The organism is Nonomuraea monospora, from assembly GCF_039531895.1.
GTDB lineage: Bacteria > Actinomycetota > Actinomycetes > Streptosporangiales > Streptosporangiaceae > Nonomuraea > Nonomuraea monospora.
This window is the reverse complement of record NZ_BAAAQX010000007.1, coordinates 1-16722: the sequence shown is the minus strand read 5'-3', so window position 1 is coordinate 16722 and position 16722 is coordinate 1. Positions and strand designations below refer to the sequence as shown.

Sequence of the window (16722 nt, the reverse complement as noted above, 5' to 3'; positions counted from 1 at the left end):
CGGCCATGCGGATCATCGCCACCGGCTTCGGCCGGACGGGAACGCTCTCGCTCAAGACGGCGCTGGAGCGGCTCGGCTTCGGGCCGTGCCACCACATGGTGGACGTGTTCGCCCACCCCCGGCAGATCAGGCCCTGGCTGGCCGCCGCCACCGCCCGCCAGGTGGACTGGGACCGGCTGCTCGCCGGCTACGAGTCGTGCGTGGACGGCCCGACCTCCGCCTACTGGCGGCAGCTCGCCGACCACTACCCCAAGGCCAAGGTCATCCTCACCACCCGCGACCCGGAACGCTGGGTGGCCAGCATGCAGCGCACCCTGTTCGCGCAGCGCCGCCGCATCGAGTCGCTGCCGGGCAGGGCGGCCGTCCTGCTGTCGTCGCTGCTCGGCACCGACCTCGCCGCGTTCGTCAGGATGGTCGACACCACCCTGGACGCGCGCACGTTCGCGACGGCGGCCGACCGGGAGCCCGAGCGGGCCATGAAGCTGTTCCAGGCGCACGCCGAACGGGTGATCGCCGCCATCCCGCCCGAGCGGCTGCTCGTCCTCGACGCCACCGCCGGATGGGGGCCGCTGTGCGAGTTCCTGGACGTCCCCGTGCCCGGCGAGCCCTACCCCCGGGTGAACGGCCGGTCCGACTTCACCAGGAGCGGCCTCGGCAGGCCCCTGCCGCTGCTGCTGCGCCGGACCAGGCAGCGGGGGCGGCGATGAGGCCCCTCGTGTCGGTCATCGTGCCGAACTACAACTACGCCCGGACCCTCGAACTGTGCCTGAGCGCGCTGGAGCGGCAGACGTACCGGAACCTGGAAGTGATCGTCGTCGACGACCGCAGCACCGACGACTCCGTCGAGGTCGCCCACCGGCACGGCGTGCGCGTCGTCGTCACCGACACCAACATCGGCGCCCCGGCGGCCCGCAACCTCGGCGCCGGCCACGCGCGCGGCGAGGTGCTGTTCTTCCTCGACTCCGACCTGGCGCTGGCCGACGACGTCGTCGAGCGCGCGGTCGAGCTGCTCACCACCGACCCCACGCTCGGCGTCGTGTGCGGCACCTACGACCCCGAGCCGCTCATCCCCGACAGCCTCGTGGAGCGCTACCGCAGCCTCCAGCTCCACTACTGGATCTCCGGCGACGAGGGCGAGATCAGCACCATCTACTCCGCGCTGTTCGCCATGCGCGCCGAGGTGTTCCGCGAGGTGGGCCCGCTCAACCCCGCGCTGCGCCACAGCGAGAACGCCGAGTACGGCCACCGCGTCACCCAGCGGTACCGCATCGTGCTCGACAACCGGATCAGGGGCAGGCACGACCACGACGACCGGCTCAAGGTGGTGCTGTCGAAGTTCTTCCACCGGGCCCGCCTGCACATCCCGCTGTACCTGCGCCGCCCCGACTTCAACGGCGGCCCGGCCAACAGCAGCCGCGGCTGGGGCTCGCTGGCCGCCCTGTTCGCCGTGCTCGCCGCGCCGCTGCCGGCCCTGCTCGGCCCGGCCTGGCTGGCCGTGCCGCTCGTGCTGCTGGCCGGCTCGATCGCCGCCGACCTCGGCATGTACCGCTTCGTCCGCCGGTACGCGGGCCTGCCCTTCACCCTGTACTTCACCGGCGTGCACTTCCTGGTGAACGTCACCGTCGCGGTCGCCGTCTTCGTCGGCGCCGCCCAGTGTGTCTTCTCCAGCAGGTTCCGGCGCACGTACGACCTACCGGCGGAGGTGTGAGCGATGACCCTCGTGTCGGTGATCGTGCCCAACTACAACTACGCCGCCTCGCTGGAGCTGTGCCTGCGCGCCCTCCTCGCGCAGACCTATCAGCCGATCGAGCTGATCGTCGTGGACGACGGCAGCACCGACGACTCCGCCGAGGTCGCCCGGCGGCTCGGCGTGCGGGTGATCCGCACCGAGGAGAACCTGGGCACGGCCGCCGCCAGAAACCTCGGCGCCGCCCACGCCAGTGGTGAGATCCTCATGTTCGTGGACTCCGACGTGGCCGCCTACCCCGACGCCGTCGAGGTGTCCGTCCGCCTGCTCGCCGCCGACCCGCGGCTCGGCGTGGTCTCCAGCGTCCACGACCCCGAACCGCTGATCCGCGACAGCCTCGTCGAGGAGTACCGGGCGCTGCAGTACCACTACTGGACGGTCAGCTCAGAAGGGCCCGTCTCGTTCCTGTTCTCGGCGCTGATGGCGATGCCGCGCCGCGTCTTCGACGAGATCGGGCCGTTCAACCCGCGCCTGCGCGAGACCGAGGAGGTCGACTACGGCCACCGGCTCACCCAGCGTTACGAGATGCTGCTCACCACCGCCGTGCGGTCGCGGCACGACCACGACGACAAGCTGCTCAAGCTGCTGCGCAAGCTGTACCGGCGGGGGCGCGCCCGGGTGCCGCTGTACGCGCGGCGGCGGCGCTTCGCCCGCGGGTTCGAGACCTCCAGCCGGGCCGGCGGCAGCCTCGCCGCCCTGGCCGCCCTCGTCGCTGCGCCCCTGGTCGTGCCTTTCGGGGTGGCGGGGGCCTCGCTCGCCGTGCTCGCCCTCGTCGTGTCGCTGGTGGCCGATCTGGGCATGTACCGCTTCGTGCTGCGGCGGCGGGGGTGGTGGTTCCTGCTGTACTTCGGTGCGGTGCACTTCGTGGTGAACGTGACCATCGCGGCGGGGGTGGCGGCCGGGGTGCTGCGGTGGTTGTGCTCGGCCCGGTTCCGGCGGCTCTACGACCCCGACCCGGTCATGCGGCAGGCGGTCACGTGACGGCTCCGCTCCGGGCGTTCTTCTGGCCGGTACGCCGAGCACGCGCAGCCGCCGCCACCCAGCCCAGTGCCCAGCCCAGTGCCCAGCCCGGCGCGCAGCCTGCCGCCCAGCCTGGCGCGCGGCCCCGTGCGCGGGCGGTGGTGCTGGGTCGTAGGTTTCGGCGTGGGGCGCGGGCTCGTAGGGTGCCGCTGCTCCTGTGCGCCGCCCTCGCCTGGCTGGTGTTCGTGGTGCTGCACCGCGTCCTGTCCGGTCAGGTGTGGTGGTGGCAGGCGCCGGAGCTCCTCCCGCCCCTGGCGCTGGCGGCCGTCCCCGTGCTGCTGCTGGCCGCGGCCCTGGCGAGGGCCCGCCGGGGCGCCGTGGCGGGGGCGTACCGCACGCGTCGGGTGACCGTCGCGGCGGCGCTGATCTCGCTGACGCTGGGCGCGCCCGGCAGCGGCCTCAATCTCGCCTGGCTGTGGCACCCCACCACCCCCGCCCCACTCGGCGCGATCAAGCTGTTCTCCTGGAACACCTGGTACTGGGACCAGCCCGCCACCACCACGCTCCCCCCGCCCACCGGCACCCCACCCCAGGACGTCACCGCCTTCTACCGGCATCTGCACGCCCAGGACGCCGACGTCCTGCTCCTCCAGGAGTACGTCTACTTCGGCGCGGGCAACCACCCGATCCGGGTGAACGACCTGGACAGGCTCCGCCGCGAGTTCCCCGGTCACCACCTCGCCACCGCCGGCGAGATGGTGACGCTCTCGCGTTACCCCATCGTCCAGCAGCACGGCATCGAGGCGAAGGACGCCCACGTCCCGCCAGGATCGAGCTGGCCGGCCTTCCACACGACGAAGACCCTCCGCACCGACCTGCGCATCGCGGGCCGCACCGTCTCGGTCTACAACACCCACATCAACTCGCCCCTCGGCTCAGGCGCTCTCAACCGCGCCCAGCACGAGGACCGCGAGGCCAACCTGCGCGCCCTGGCCGCCGACATCCGGGCGAACCCGCTGCCCGCCGTCCTGGCCGGCGACTTCAACGCCTCGCCCGCGATGGGCCTGCTGCGCCTGGTGCCGGAGCGGATGACCGACGCCACCCCGGCGCTGCGCTCGCTCTACCCCGCCACCTGGGACGAGCGGAGCGCCCTGCTGTCGCTGTGGCGGATCGACTGGGCGTACACGACGCCGGAGATCGCCGTCCACGAGTACGGGCTGGTCCGCTCGGACGGCCTGTCGGACCACAGCGGGCAGCGGCTGGTCCTCTCGCTCACCCGGTGACCTGGGCGTACAGCAGAGCAGGGCGAGGCGCGGGTGCCCTGCTCGCGCGCAGGATGCGCAGGTGCAGCGCGCGCAGCTCAGGGCCGGGCTCGACGCCGAGCTGGCGGGCGAGGTAGCCGCGCAGCCGGGCGTACAGGGCGACCGCCTCCGCGCCGCGTCCCAGCTCGCACAGGCCGCGCATCAGCATGCTGGCCAGCGGCTCCGCGAGCGGGTAGCGCGGTACGAGAGGCGTCAGCTCGGTGACCACGATGTCGGGCCGTCCCAGCCGCAGGTGGGCCTGCGCCCAGGTGACGACCGCGCCGACGTACTGCTGCTCGATGCCGTACCGCGTGCGGGCGGCCCACTCGCCGGGGATGCCGGTGAGCGGCGCGCCGCGCCACAGCTCCATCGCCTCGGCGAGCATCCGGACCCGGGCGGGGTCGTCGCAGGCGCGTTGCTGCGCCTGCTTGGCCAGCCGCCGGAACCGGTGGGCGTCCACCCGGTCCGGGTCCACGTCGAGCGTGTAGCCGCCGTCGCGGCGCTCGATGCGCACCCCGGTCGCGGTCAGCGCCTGCCGCAGGCGGGCGATGTGGGCGTACAGCGAGTCGGCCGCCCGGTCCGGCGGATCGTCCCAGACCCGCTCGATCAGCGTGCCGAGCGAGACGGGCCGGTAGGCGTCGATCGCCAGGGCGGCCAGCACCGCGCGTCGCTGCGGCGGCCCCAGGGCGACACCGCGCACCTCGACCGGTCCCAGTAAGCGGACGTCCATCGCCTTCCTCTCACAATCGTTTCTCACAGGCGGACGAGCACGAGCGTCACGCCCAGGGCGGCGGCCCACACCATCGAGTTGGCGACCATGACGCGGTCGCGCAGCAGCACCCGCACCGGGTCGCCGCCCTCGTTGTGCACGAGCTGGATCTGCAGGTACCGGAAGAGGGCGAACAGCGCGAACGGGGTGGACAGCATCATGGCCGTCGGGCCGTGCTGCGGGCCGAACGGCCCCTCGTCGCGCAGGTACATCAGGCCGGACACGAGGGCCAGCACGGAGGCGATCTGCAGCAGCCAGTTGGTCAGCTCCATCGAGTAGCCGCGCAGCGCGGGCCGGTGCGCGGCCCCGCCTTCCAGCAGCTCCTGCCGGCGCTTGCCGATGAGCAGCAGCAGCGCCATCGAGAACACGGTGATCAGCAGCCAGCCGGGCACCCGGTCGCCGGTCACCTCGTACCCCTGCACGACGCGCAGCACGAACCCGGCGGCCACCGTGCCCACGTCGATCAGCGGGAGGTGCTTGAGCAGGCGGCTGTAGGCGATGTTGAGCACCAGGTAGACCAGCACCGGCCAGGACTCCACGGGCGCCCGCGCGACGACGGCCCCGAGCACCGCCAGCAGGACGGCGCAGCAGACCGCGGCGGCCAGCACCCCCACCCGCCCGGCCGCGATGGGCCGGTGGCACTTGACCGGGTGGAGCCGGTCGCGGTGCCGGTCGGCGAGGTCGTTGCCGATGTAGACGGCGGCGGAGGCGACCATGAACGCCACGGTCGCCCACAGCACTCCGGCCACCTCGGCCGGGCTGGGCGCGGTCGCGCCGATGAGCGCCACGGGCACGAGCAGGATCGCCTTGGCCGCGTGGGAGGGACGGATCAGGGCGGCCAGATCCGCGATCGGGCGCCTGCGGGTCTCCACGGGCCGCTCGTGCGCCGTCCCCTGGCGCTGCGGGCTGTCTGGAACGTCAGGCGATTCGACAAGGCGCATGCTTCACCCCGATAGCTCAGAAGAAGACCTTCGCCAGCGACAGCGCACCCTGCCGCCACGCGTCCCGGCTGGTCGCGCCGCGGCTCGCGCCGGTCGCCCGGTTCTCCCGCCACCACGCGTACGTGCGCAGGATCGCGTCCCTGTTGGACAGCCGCGGGCGGAAGCCGAGCCGGTCGCGGGCCTTGTCGATGCTGACGTAGGAGTCGGCGAGCAGCTTGCGCGCCAGCCGCCCGTACACCGGGGACAGCCGGCTGCGCTCCAGCAGCCGCAGCCCGGCCAGCGCCGGTCCGGCGGGCAGCGAGACGACCCGCTTGCCGTGGCCGGCCGCGTCGAGCACCGCCTGGAAGTCCTCGCGCAGCGTGCCGAACTCGGCGGCGGCCAGGTTGTAGGTGTCGTCCGCGACGGGGGCGGGCGCGTCGAGGACGAGGGCCACGGCGTCCACCAGGTCCTCGATCGCGAACATCTGGATGCGCTTGTCCCCCTTGCCGAGCACCGGGAAGTTGCGGCCCTCCTCGGCCCACTCGAACAGCATCGCGAACAGGCCCATCCGGCCGGGGCCGAGGAACGTCTTGGGGCGCAGGACGGGCACGCGCATGCCGTTCGCCCGGTACTTCTCCGCCAGTTCCTCCGCCGCCGCCTTCGCCCTGGTGTAGGGGTCCACGGGGGCGCGCGGATGGTCCTCGGGGGTGGGCACCAGCTCGGGCAGGCCGTACACGGCGGTGGAGGAGATGTGCACCAGCCGCTCCACGCCCGCCAGGCGCCCGGCCTCCAGGACCGTGCCGGTCCCCGTGACGATCAGGTCGTGGATCTGCTCGGCCGGGTAGCTCGGCAGCGCGCCCGCGCAGTGGACGACCGCGTCCGCGCCGGTCATGACCTCCGTCATCAGCGGCAGGTCCCGCACGTCGCCGATCCGGTGCTCCACCGGGGTTCCGCTCTCCGCCGCCGGGCCGGCAGGCGGGCGCAGGTCCACCCCGACCACGTGGTGGCCGTCGAGCGCGAGCCTGCGGGTCAGGTGGCCGCCGAGCATCCCGGCGCTGCCGGTGACTACGACCCGGCGGGCCATCGCGACCCCACCTTCTCCCGTACGAACCGGGCGAGCAGCCGCGGCAGCCCCTTGGCCAGCGTCTTGTCGAGGCTGTCCAGGAAGTACTCGACGTCCTCCGGCTCGATGGCCAGGGTCGGCGCGACGACGAGCGGGTTGTCGGCGTTCGGGCTGTAGTAGGAGACGATGCCGTGCTCCCGGTACAGCTCCGCGATCACCGAGAGCGTGATCAGCTTGGTGCGGAACTGCGGGTCGCCGGAGAAGCCAGGCGCGAGCTTGGCCGCCAGGTCGAGCACCTTGGGCCCGCCGCTCAGGAACACGCCCCACAGCGCGCCCACCCCGCTCACCCGGCCGACCACGTCGGGGTGGCGCTTGCAGATGTTGTTCAGGCCGGGGCCGAGGATGCGCTCGATCTGCCGCGCCCTGGCGGGGTAGTCGTCCTCGACGACGATGTTGACGGCCTCGATCGCGGTGACGGTCTCCTCGCCGAACCCGTAGTACGTGGTGCTGTGCAGGATGACGTCCGAGAGCCGGTCGTAGGCCTTGCGGAAGACGCGCTCGCGGGCGGTGTAGCCGGCGATCGACGCCTTGCCGCCGCCGAGCGACTTGGAGTAGACGAGCACGTCGGGCAGCAGGTCCGGGTAGCGCATGAAGTAGAAGAGGCTGCCCGTCTTGCCCCAGCCCGTGTACACCTCGTCGAAGATCAGCATGATGTCGTCGGCGTCGCAGAGCCGGCGCAGCTCGTACAGGTCGCTCTCCGACCAGCAGCGCATGCTCGACGCGCTGTACGGCTCCGCCATGATCGCGTAGACGTCGCACTCGCCGCCGGGCGTGCGGGCCGCCTCCACGGCCGCGCGGACGGCCGCCAGGTCGCCGTACGGGTGGACGACGATGCCGGGCAGGCCGGGGAAGCGGAAGGAGTTCTCCGACGAGCCCGTCAGGCTGCCCGCGCCCAAGGTCTTGCCGTGAAAGCTGATGTCGGAGCGGAGGATCGTGTTGCGGCGGCCCCCGTGGTACTTGTACGCCATCTTGACGGCGCCCTCGTTCGCCTCGGCGCCGGAGTTCGGGAAGTAGGAGATGTTCAGGTCGCCCGGCAGCAACTCGGCGATGTTGTGGCTGAGCGCCGCCACGTACGGCGAGAAGAACGCCTTGTGCACCTCCATCCGCCGGCGCTCGGCGAAACGGCGCCGCGCCTCCAGGATGCGGGGGTGGTTGTGGCCGTGGTTGAGTACCCCCACCCCGCCGGTGACGTCAAGCACCTCGCGGCCGTCGCGCGTCCTGATCCGCGCGCCCTGCGCGCTCTCGACGAGTTCCCGGCCGAAACCGAAGGAGGTCATGAGGTTGACCTGGCTGCGGCTGACGTACCTTCTGTACAGATCCTGGACCTGTTTTACGGTGAAACTTTCACACTCGTCTACGCCGATGAGCTCGGACACGGCCGCCCTTCCCGCTACGTGCGAATTCCGCTGGTGCCCGGCCTTCTTCGCGGCGGCGAGAAAAGGTGAGACACGGCGTCAACAATGTCGAATCCGGCTACACCCCGTGCCATACAAATGTGTATAGGTGGACGGCGGGCGGCATGACGGCGAAGAAGAAAAGCGGCCGGGAGCGGACCGCCGGGGCATTTATCGATCGAATCTCCCGGTGAATGCGGGATGATTTCCCGCGGGCGGCCCGGCGTCAGCTCCGCACGGGCATGTAGGTGATCGGCTGGGCCGATGCCTGGGCGGCCGGGACGGCGGCTTGCACGGGCGGCCCGGCGGGCGGCGTCCAGACGTCGCGGCGCGCCCGCCTGACGGCCTGCGCCTGGTCCTCCTCGGTGTCCTCCTCCCTGGCGCGCTCGCGCGCGAACAGGCAGAGCAGGTCGTGCATGCGGTACCGGTCGTGCCCGCACACCTCCAGGAGCTGGGCCTCGGCCAGGTGGTCCAGCAGGTCGCCGGCGCGCGGCTCGGAGCGGTCGGCCAGCGCCGCGGCGGCCGTGACGCTGATGGCGCCGCCGCCGAGCAGGCTCAGCAGCCGGAACATCCGCGACGACTCGGTGTCCAGGCTGCGGTAACTCATCATGAAGTACGCCCGCACCGCCTGGTCGTCGGCCTGCAGCTCCGACAGGCGGTGCTCCTCGACCGCCAGCCGCTCGGCCAGGCCGTGCAGCGACAGCCCCGGACGGGCGATCAGCCGGGCGGCGGCGATCCTGACCGCCAGCGGCAGCCCCGCGCACAGCCGGACGATCGCGCGCGCCGCCCGCTGCTCGGCCGCCACGCGCTCCTCACCGATCAGGCGGCCCAGCAGCGTGGCGGTCTCCTCCTCGGTCATCACGCCGAGACGGAGGTGCGCGGCGCCGTCCAGCGAGGTGAGCATCCTGCGCGCGGTGACCAGCACGCCGCAGGTGGGGCTCGCGGGCAGCAGCGGGCGCACCTGCGCGGCGTCGCGGGCGTTGTCCAGCAGGAACAGCAGGTGCCTGCCGTCGGTCAGCGAACGGAAGCGGGCCGCGGCCTCGTCCACGTCCAGCCGCCCGTCGGGGCCCGCCGCCGCGTCGTCGCCGAGCGAGCGCAGCAGGCGGGCCAGGACGTCGGCGGGATGCAGCGGCGCGACGCCCGGGGTGGAGCCGTGCAGGTCCACGTACAGCCGGCCGTCCGGGAAGCGGCCCGCGACCTGGTGGGCGACGTGCACGGCGAGCGCCGACTTGCCGACCCCGGCCGCGCCGGTGATCGCCGAGATGGCGGCCGTGCCGGAGACGGCGCTCAGCTTCGTACACAGGCGGGAGACCTCGGCGATCCAGCCGGTGAAGGCCGCGGCGCCGATGGGTAACTCGGCCGGCGCCCGCCGCGCGGCGACCGCGGGCGGCGGCGTCAGCGCGGGGTCGTCGGCCAGGATGCGCTGGTGCATGCGGACCAGGTCGGGCCCCGGATCGATGCCGACCTCAGCGGCAAGCGTCATCCGCGCGCTCTGGTAGACGGTCAGCGCGTCGGCCCTGCGGCCGGAACGGTACAACGCCAGCATGAGCTGGGTCCGCAGCCGCTCGTTCAGCGGATCCCTGCGGGTCAGCGCCTCCAGGTCGGCGAGCATCTCGCCGTGCTGGCCGAGCGCCAGCCTCGCCTCCAGCGAGGCGTCCACCACGGTCGCCCGCAGCCGCTCCAGCCGCGCCGCCTCGCAGCGCAGCGGCGCGGGCAGGGGTAACTCTTCCAGGACGGACTCGCCGCGCCACAGGCACAGGGCCCGGGTCAGCCGTTCGAGCGCGACGTCGTGCCGCCCGGCCGACAACGCCAGTTGCCCCTGCGCGGCGAGATCCTCGAACAGCGTGACGTCCACCTCGCCCGGCGTGACGCGCAGCATGTAACCGTTCGAGCCCGCCTCGATGCGAGAGGGGGAACCGAGCACCTTGCGCAGCGCGGAGATGTAGGTGTACAGGTTCGACTCCGCGGTGGCGGGCGCGCGTTCGCCCCAAAGCCAGTCGAGCATGCGCCGACTGGGTATCGCCTTTCCCGTGTTGAGCAGCAGGGCGGCAAGCAGCACCCGTTGTTTTCTGCGGCCGAGCGCGATCGGTCTCCCGAGAGAGGTACGAACCTCGATCGGCCCGAGGATCTTGAAATCCATACACATCACCCTGCAGCGCGCGGCTTTTCACCAACGGGACCGTACGATTGCACACGGATCTTGATTTGCCGCGACCCATGATCGACGTAAGCGACCTTGGAACGGTACTTCCTGTAACGGAATAAGAAGATTACGCATCTCGAATGGCGGGCCCCCGCCGGGGAGGCGGCTGAAATTTATTGCCGCGTCGATATGCGTGCTGCGAGAAATTCGCCTCCGGGCGGGGCGGGGCCCGTCGGGGATCACACACTTGTGCGATGTACGGTAGATCGTCACCTGGCACGGTGGTTTCCCCTGCACGGCACGGACACAGGAAGGCTTCGGATGGACGACCAGCAGATCCTCCAGCGCATTCACGCCCTCGTGGACGAGGAGCACGAGCTGCTCTCCCAGCGCGAGTCCGCGGGGCCTGAGCAGCACGCCCGGATCGCGCACCTGGAGGAGACCCTCGACCAGTGCTGGGACCTGCTGCGCCGCCGCCGCGCCCGGCAGTCGGCCGGGCTCGACCCGGACGACGCCCAGGCGGCGCCGGTCGCGCAGGTCGAGAGCTACCTGCAGTAACCGGTCCCGCAGGCTTCCCGCGTTGGCCGGGTCCCGCAGGCCTCCCACGTTGGCCGGATCCCGCAGGCTTCCCGCAGTGACCGGAGCCCGCAGGCTGCCTGCGGTGACCGGGTCCCGCAGGTTCCCGTAGTGACCGGGTCTCACAGGCTCCCTGCGGTGACCGGTCGCGCAGGTCGAGAGCTGCCTGCAGTCAGACTGCGGGCTTGAGGAGCGACTACATGCCACGTACCTGGCTGACCGAGCGTTTCGGGCTGGACGTGCCGCTGGTCGGCGCGCCGATGGCGAGCGTCGGGGACGGACGGCTGGCCGCCGCCGTCTCCTCGGCGGGCGCGCTCGGCATGATCGGTGTGCCCGCCTCCGCACCCGGCTCCTGGATCGCCGAGCAGGCCGCCGTCGCAGCCGCGAGCGGGCGGCCGTACGGCATCGGGCTGATGGCCTGGGCACTGCCCGGCCACCCCGACCAGCTCGCCGCCGCCCTGGAGGCGCGGCCCGCGCTGGTCTCGGTGAGCTTCGGGGACTTCACCCCGTACGTCCAGCCGCTGCGCGACGCCGGCATCACCGTCGCCGTCCAGGCGGGCACCACCAGGGAAGCGCTCCAGGCGGAGGCCGCCGGGGCGGACGTCGTGGTCGCCAGGGGCGGCGAGGGCGGCGGGCACGGGCGCGACGAGGTGGCCACGCTGCCGCTGCTGCAGGGCGTGCTGGAAGAGGTGACGGTCCCGGTGCTCGCCGCCGGCGGCATCGCCACCGCCCGCGGCCTGGCCGCCGCCCTCGCCGCCGGCGCTGCCGGCGGCTGGGCCGGGACGGCGTTCCTCGGGTGCGCCGAGACGCTGCTGTCCGAGGCCGCCCGGGCGCGGGTGCTGGCCACCGAGGAGACCGGCACCGCGTACGGGCGGGTCTTCGACGTGGCCCAGCGGCTGGCCTGGCCGCCGGAGTTCGGCGGGCGGGCTTTGCGTAACGCGTTCTTCGGGCGGTGGGAAGGGCGGGAGGAGGAACTGGCCGGGGATGAGGCGGCACGCGAGGAACTGGCGGCGGCCCGGGCGGCGGGCGACTTCGACACCGCGTACGTGTACGCCGGCCAGGGAGTGGGCCTGGTGAAGGGCGCGGGGGAGGGGGTGCGGACCGCTGCCGACGTGGTCACCGCCTTCGCCGCCGCCGACGAGCTGCTCCGCCGCTTCTAGCCCGCCGCTTCTAGCCCGCCGCGTCTTGCCCGCCGCGTCTTGCCCGCCGCGTCCGGTCCGCCGCGTCGAGTCCGCCGCGTCCGGTCCGCGCGTCGAGTCCGTCGTGTCCAGTTCGCCGTTTCCAGCCCGCCGCTTCCAGGAGGCGCCGCATGCCCCGCTTCGAGGTGACCACCCTCGTCCAGGCGCCACCCCCGGCCGTCTTCGACGCGTCCCTGTCGGTGGACCTGCACACCTCCGCGTTCGCCCACACGGGCGAGCAGGCGGTGGCGGGCGTCACGTCAGGACGGCTCGCCCTGGGCGACCAGGTCACCTGGCGCGCCCGCCACTTCGGCCTGACCTGGCACCTCACCTCCACGATCAGCGCCTGCACCCGTCCCGCGTACTTCGTGGACGAGCAGGTGACGGGCCCGTTCCGGCGCTGGCACCACGCCCACACGTTCGAGGCGACCGGCGACGGCGCGGCCACGCTCATGACGGACGTCGTCGACTTCGCCGCCCCCCTGCCCCCGCTGGGCCGGCTGGCGGAGATCCTGGTGCTGAAGCGCTACCTGACCAGGCTCATCGTCCGGCGCAACGCCCACCTCGCGGCGGTGGTCACGCGCCGGCCCGCTGGATGACGTACATGCCGAGCTGGTCAGGACCGGTGCCGGACGCCAGCAGGCCACCGCCGCGCCCTGGCCGTCCTGCGTCGTCTGCGGGGCTGACCCGGGTCAGGAGAGGGCGGCGGCGAGGCGTTCGCGCAGCGCGGCGTCGTGCTCGGCGTCCGTGCACAGCGTCACGGACAGCCCGTCGTGGGAGGCGTCGGCGAGCACGGTCAGCAGTGTGGCGAGCTGCTCGGGCGGCTCGTCGGCCAGCAGCTCCTCGGCGTGCCGGACGATGAGCGTGACGGCGCCGATGTCGCGCAGGCAGTCGGTGAGCGCGTCCCAGTTGCGGCCGAAGTAGCCGGGGAAGCGCAGCGCCCGCGCCACCTCCTCGAAGAAGGCGGCGCGGGTCCTGCACGCCCGCCCGTCCACGACCCGGCCGGTGGACACGGTCAGCCACGGGGGCAGCGGACGCGGGGCAGAGTTCATGCGTGTTCCCTAGAGCCGGTAGAAGTCGGTGTAGTGGTTGGGGGAGAACCAGACGGCGCCGGTGCTGCGGTTGACGACGATCCGGTACGCGTCACGCGCGGCGCCACGGGCCCGGGAGTAGACGTCGTACTCGTAGTAGGTCGCGTTCGTGGGCAGTTGCCCCTCGCGGTTGTAGTGGCGCCCGCCGGTGTAGTTGTATCTTCCATCAGGCCAGGAGTACCAGCCGGCGCTGGTGGGGTAGCCCTTGGCGGCCCAGGTGGCGCGGGCCGAGCGGGCGTCGGCGCAGCGGGAGATGGTGCAGGAGCTGTAGACCGCGGCGTTGGCGGGCGCGACCCCCGCGAGTCCGATGACGGAGACGAGGGCGGCGAGGACGACGGCGAGCCGTGCCGGCCAGGAAGGGCGCGACGGAGTGTGCACGGAGCCTCCTTGCGAAGGGGGTGACGGACACCGTCATGATCGCCTTCCTTCGCTTGTCAGGGAAAGACGCCGGCGTCAAGGAACGGTGAACAATGCGAGGCCTTTTCATGGTGCCGGGCGTCGAAGCGCGACCAGCGCCGTACGCTCGGACGGCACCGAACCTAGACCGACAGCAGGACGGGCAGCGCGCGGTGCCCGTTGGAGATGAACGACTCCAGCGGCAGCAGGTCGCCCGGCCGCGCGGCCAGCGTCATGCCGGGGAAGCGGCCGAACAGGGCGGGCAGCGCGATCGCGGCCTCCAGCGTGGCCAGCGGCGCGCCGAGGCAGCGGTGCACGCCGTATCCGAAGGCCAGGTGCTCCTTGGCGGCGCGGGTGACGTCGAACGTGGCCGCGTCCTGGCCATGCACGAGCGGGTCGCGTCCGGCGGCCCCGTAGCAGTTGAGTATCGGCTCGCCGGCGGGCAGCACGAGGCCGTCGCCGAGGTCGATGTCCTCGACGGTGAAGCGGAGCGGCAGGTTCGCGATCGGCCCCTGGCTGCGCAGTGTCTCCTCGATGACCTCGTCCCAGCTCACGCTGCCTGAGCGGACGAGGGCGAGCTGGCCCGGGTGGGTGAGCATCGCGTAGATGGCGTTGTCGAGCAGGTTGACCGTGGTCTCGTGGCCCGCGCTCAGGAACAGGATGAGCGTGTCGACCAGCTCGTGCTCCTCCAGCGGCGCGTTCTCCTCGTCGCGGGCGGCGATCAGCGCGGAGGACAGGTCGTCGCCTGGGTGCTCGCGCTTGCCTGCGACGACCTCGCGCAGGACGGCCTGGAGCCGCCCCAGGATCTCGGCCGTGTCGGGGGCGTCGGGCCGGCCGATCTGGAAGAAGGAGTCGGCGCAGTGGCGCACCTCCTCGCGGGTGTCCTCGTCGGCGATGCCGAACAGCTCGCAGATCACCTTGATCGGCAGTGGGTAGGCGTACCGTTCGCGCAGGTCCGTCACCGTGTCGGGCGGCTGGCCGGCCAGCTCGCCGAGCAGCTCCTCGGTGATCGCCTCGATGCGCGGGCGCAGCGCGGCGGTGCGGCGGACGGTGAAGGCGCTGGAGACCAGGCCGCGCAGCCGCCGGTGGTCCGGCCCGTACGCGGTGAGCATGTTCCGCACGGCCACCCACGCGAACAGCGGCCACTCCGGCGAGATCTCGCCCTTGATCCAGGCGGGCCAGTGCAGGTAGGCGTCCTTGGACACGCGCGGATCGGTCAGCAGCCGCCTGAGCAGCGCCTGGTCGCTCACCGCCCACGCCAGGACGCCGCCGGGCAGCTCGACGCGGGCGGCGGGCCCGAGCGCGCGGATGCGCTCGGCCTCGCCGTGGATGTCGCGGCCCGCGGGATCGATGACGAACGGCCGTGCGCCGGCAGCGCCCATGGTGTTCTCCTGTGGGATTAGCGCCCGATTTGTCCATCGGCAGCGTTCCCCATCAGGCAGCACCGCGTCCACTATCCGGGCGGATCAAATCATGTACGCCTACGCCGTGGCCGCCGCGGGCACCAGCGCGAAGCCGGTGACGATCTCCGGCTGGATGCGGATCACCTGCTCCATCTCGCCCGCCACCCAGGGCGTCAGCATCGTCCTCAAATGCGCAGCCTCGGCGGGATCGGTCACCAGCCGCGCCACCCCCGTGATGATCACGCTCCAGCCCAGGCGCTCGTACCCGTCCAGGTCGTCCGCCTCGTACGCCACCACGGCCTCCGCCGGCGCCACGTGGGCGCTGAGTATCGTGCCGGGGCTGGACCGGATCACGATCTGACCGCCCACCACCACGTGGTTGACGGGCCGGATCGCGGGCAACGCGTGCCGGGTGAAGACGATCCGGCCGAACGGCACGCCGGCCAGCAGCCGCAGCGCCTCCGTCTCGGGCAGCTCCCGGAGCCGCCGGTTGCCCGTTCCGTTCTGGTACATCACCATCACAGCCTGCCGATGGCCGCCCGCGACCGAACAGGGACCAAAGTCCCGACTTTCCCAGGAGGAGGACCCTGCGGGAGCGCCTCTCACGGCCGGTGGCCTGATCGCGCTCCGTGACGGGTGAGGAGGGCGGGCAGGTCGGCCGGCGTCCCCCACGTGCCAGACTGGGCGGATGGAGAGCGAGCACCGTCCGTTGATGCCGCAGATGCGCCTCGATGAGCTGCTGGCGGAGCTGCAGGTGCGGCTCAACGCCGTGCTGTCCACCCGCGACCGGGTGCACGCGCTGCTGGAGGCCGTCGTCTCCATCGGCAGCGACCTCGACCTGGAGACGGTGCTGCGCAGGATCGTGGCGACCGCCACCACGCTGGTGGACGCCGCCTACGGCGCGCTGGGCGTGGTCGGCGAGGAGAACACCCTGGTCCAGTTCATCCCCGTGGGGCTGAGCGAGGAGGAGATCGCCAGGATCGAGCACTGGCCGCACGGGCTGGGCCTGCTCGGCCTGCTGATCAAGGACGCCCGGCCGCTGCGGCTGGGCCGCATCTCCGACCACCCCGAGTCCTACGGCTTCCCGCCCGGCCACCCGCCGATGGGCACGTTCCTCGGCGTGCCGGTCAGGGTGCGCGACGAGGTGTTCGGCAACCTGTACCTGACGGAGAAGCGCGGCGGCGGCGAGTTCGACGAGGAGGACGAGGCCGTCGTGATCGCGCTGGCCACCGCCGCCGGCGTCGCCGTGGAGAACGCCCGCCTCTACGAGGAGTCGCGGCGGCGCGAGACCTGGCTGCAGGCCTCCGCCGACGTCACCACGAACCTGCTGTCGGGCGCCGACCCCCGCCAGGTGCTGTCGGTGGTGGCCGCCCGCGCCCGCCAGCTCAGCGACGCGGACCTGGCGCAGGTGCTGCTGCCGGAGGGCGCGGCGCTGCGGGTGGCGGCGGCCGAGGGCGAGGGCGCGCAGGAGCTGCTCGGCTCGTCCTGCGAGCTGGACGGCACCCCGGCCGGCCAGGTGTTCAACGGCGGCGAGCCGGTGACGGAGCCGGAGGGCAGGCCGGTGCTCCTCGTGCCGCTGGGGGCCGCGCCGGGCGTGCGGGGCGTGCTGGTGCTGGCCAAGCGGAGCGGCCGGCTGCCGTTCAGCATGGCCGACCGGCAGGTGCTGGAGGCGTTCGCGGGGCAGGCGGCGCTGGCGCTGGAGCTGGCGGAGGCCCGGCGCG

Annotated in this window: 17 protein-coding genes; 8 read left to right on the top strand and 9 right to left on the bottom strand. The window is 72.7% G+C overall.

The features are described 5' to 3' along the window. Positions 1-5 precede the first annotated feature (5 nt). From ABD331_RS15450 to ABD331_RS15435, 4 genes are all read left to right on the top strand, one after another. A complete protein-coding gene (locus ABD331_RS15450; protein ID WP_344475064.1) occupies positions 6-707 on the top strand; it encodes a sulfotransferase family protein in 702 nt (233 codons plus the stop codon). Further along, entirely contained in the window at positions 704-1708 is a 1005-nt protein-coding gene (locus tag ABD331_RS15445; protein ID WP_344475062.1) for a glycosyltransferase, read from the top strand. Before ABD331_RS15450 ends, ABD331_RS15445 begins: the two co-directional genes overlap by 4 nt. Before the next feature lie 3 nt (positions 1709-1711). Beyond that, a complete protein-coding gene (locus tag ABD331_RS15440) occupies positions 1712-2728 on the top strand; it encodes a glycosyltransferase family 2 protein (protein WP_344475060.1) in 1017 nt (338 codons plus the stop codon). 182 nt (positions 2729-2910) lie between these two features. After that, positions 2911-3990, top strand: a complete 1080-nt coding sequence (locus ABD331_RS15435) for an endonuclease/exonuclease/phosphatase family protein (RefSeq protein ID WP_344475058.1) — start codon at positions 2911-2913, stop codon at positions 3988-3990. Here the strand turns inward: ABD331_RS15435 and ABD331_RS15430 are convergent. The 5 genes from ABD331_RS15430 to ABD331_RS15410 form a co-directional block, all read right to left on the bottom strand. Continuing rightward, entirely contained in the window at positions 3980-4738 is a 759-nt protein-coding gene (locus ABD331_RS15430) for an AfsR/SARP family transcriptional regulator (protein WP_344475056.1), read from the bottom strand. The two genes, ABD331_RS15435 and ABD331_RS15430, sit on opposite strands and share 11 nt — an antisense overlap. A gap of 23 nt (positions 4739-4761) precedes the next feature. Further along, positions 4762-5718 (bottom strand): UbiA prenyltransferase family protein, encoded by a 957-nt coding sequence (locus ABD331_RS15425; RefSeq protein WP_344475054.1) that lies wholly within the window; start codon positions 5716-5718, stop codon positions 4762-4764. A 16-nt stretch (positions 5719-5734) separates the two neighbouring features. Then, a complete protein-coding gene (locus ABD331_RS15420) occupies positions 5735-6781 on the bottom strand; it encodes an NAD-dependent epimerase/dehydratase family protein (protein ID WP_344475052.1) in 1047 nt (348 codons plus the stop codon). Then, positions 6763-8097, bottom strand: a complete 1335-nt coding sequence (locus ABD331_RS15415) for an aspartate aminotransferase family protein (protein ID WP_344475050.1) — start codon at positions 8095-8097, stop codon at positions 6763-6765. The genes ABD331_RS15420 and ABD331_RS15415 overlap by 19 nt, the downstream gene beginning before the upstream one ends. A gap of 343 nt (positions 8098-8440) precedes the next feature. Further along, positions 8441-10354 carry an AfsR/SARP family transcriptional regulator gene (locus ABD331_RS15410; protein ID WP_344475048.1) on the bottom strand — a complete coding sequence of 638 codons (1914 nt, stop codon included), beginning with the start codon at positions 10352-10354 and terminating at the stop codon, positions 8441-8443. A gap of 324 nt (positions 10355-10678) precedes the next feature. Here ABD331_RS15410 and ABD331_RS15405 point away from each other — a divergent pair, with 324 nt between their 5' ends. From ABD331_RS15405 to ABD331_RS15395, 3 genes are all read left to right on the top strand, one after another. Continuing rightward, positions 10679-10915 carry a DUF2630 family protein gene (locus ABD331_RS15405; protein ID WP_344475046.1) on the top strand — a complete coding sequence of 79 codons (237 nt, stop codon included), beginning with the start codon at positions 10679-10681 and terminating at the stop codon, positions 10913-10915. Between the two features lie 218 nt (positions 10916-11133). Further along, positions 11134-12093, top strand: a complete 960-nt coding sequence (locus ABD331_RS15400; RefSeq protein ID WP_344475044.1) for an NAD(P)H-dependent flavin oxidoreductase — start codon at positions 11134-11136, stop codon at positions 12091-12093. A 149-nt stretch (positions 12094-12242) separates the two neighbouring features. Then, complete coding sequence (locus ABD331_RS15395) at positions 12243-12710, top strand: SRPBCC family protein (protein ID WP_344475042.1); 468 nt, start codon at positions 12243-12245, stop codon at positions 12708-12710. 93 nt (positions 12711-12803) lie between these two features. Here ABD331_RS15395 and ABD331_RS15390 read toward each other — a convergent pair whose 3' ends face one another. From ABD331_RS15390 to ABD331_RS15375, 4 genes are all read right to left on the bottom strand, one after another. Beyond that, positions 12804-13163, bottom strand: coding sequence for a barstar family protein (locus ABD331_RS15390; protein ID WP_344475040.1), 360 nt, complete (start codon positions 13161-13163; stop codon positions 12804-12806). Between the two features lie 9 nt (positions 13164-13172). After that, entirely contained in the window at positions 13173-13580 is a 408-nt protein-coding gene (locus ABD331_RS15385) for a ribonuclease domain-containing protein (RefSeq protein ID WP_344475038.1), read from the bottom strand. Between the two features lie 161 nt (positions 13581-13741). Then, a complete protein-coding gene (locus ABD331_RS15380) occupies positions 13742-14980 on the bottom strand; it encodes a cytochrome P450 family protein (RefSeq protein WP_344475036.1) in 1239 nt (412 codons plus the stop codon). Positions 14981-15079: 99 nt separating this feature from the next. Next, complete coding sequence (locus ABD331_RS15375; RefSeq protein ID WP_344475034.1) at positions 15080-15514, bottom strand: pyridoxamine 5'-phosphate oxidase family protein; 435 nt, start codon at positions 15512-15514, stop codon at positions 15080-15082. Between the two features lie 175 nt (positions 15515-15689). On the opposite strand from ABD331_RS15375, the gene ABD331_RS15370 reads away from it, so the two are divergent. Continuing rightward, a partial coding sequence (locus tag ABD331_RS15370; protein ID WP_344475032.1) for a GAF domain-containing protein occupies positions 15690-16722 on the top strand: 1033 nt, incomplete at its 3' end.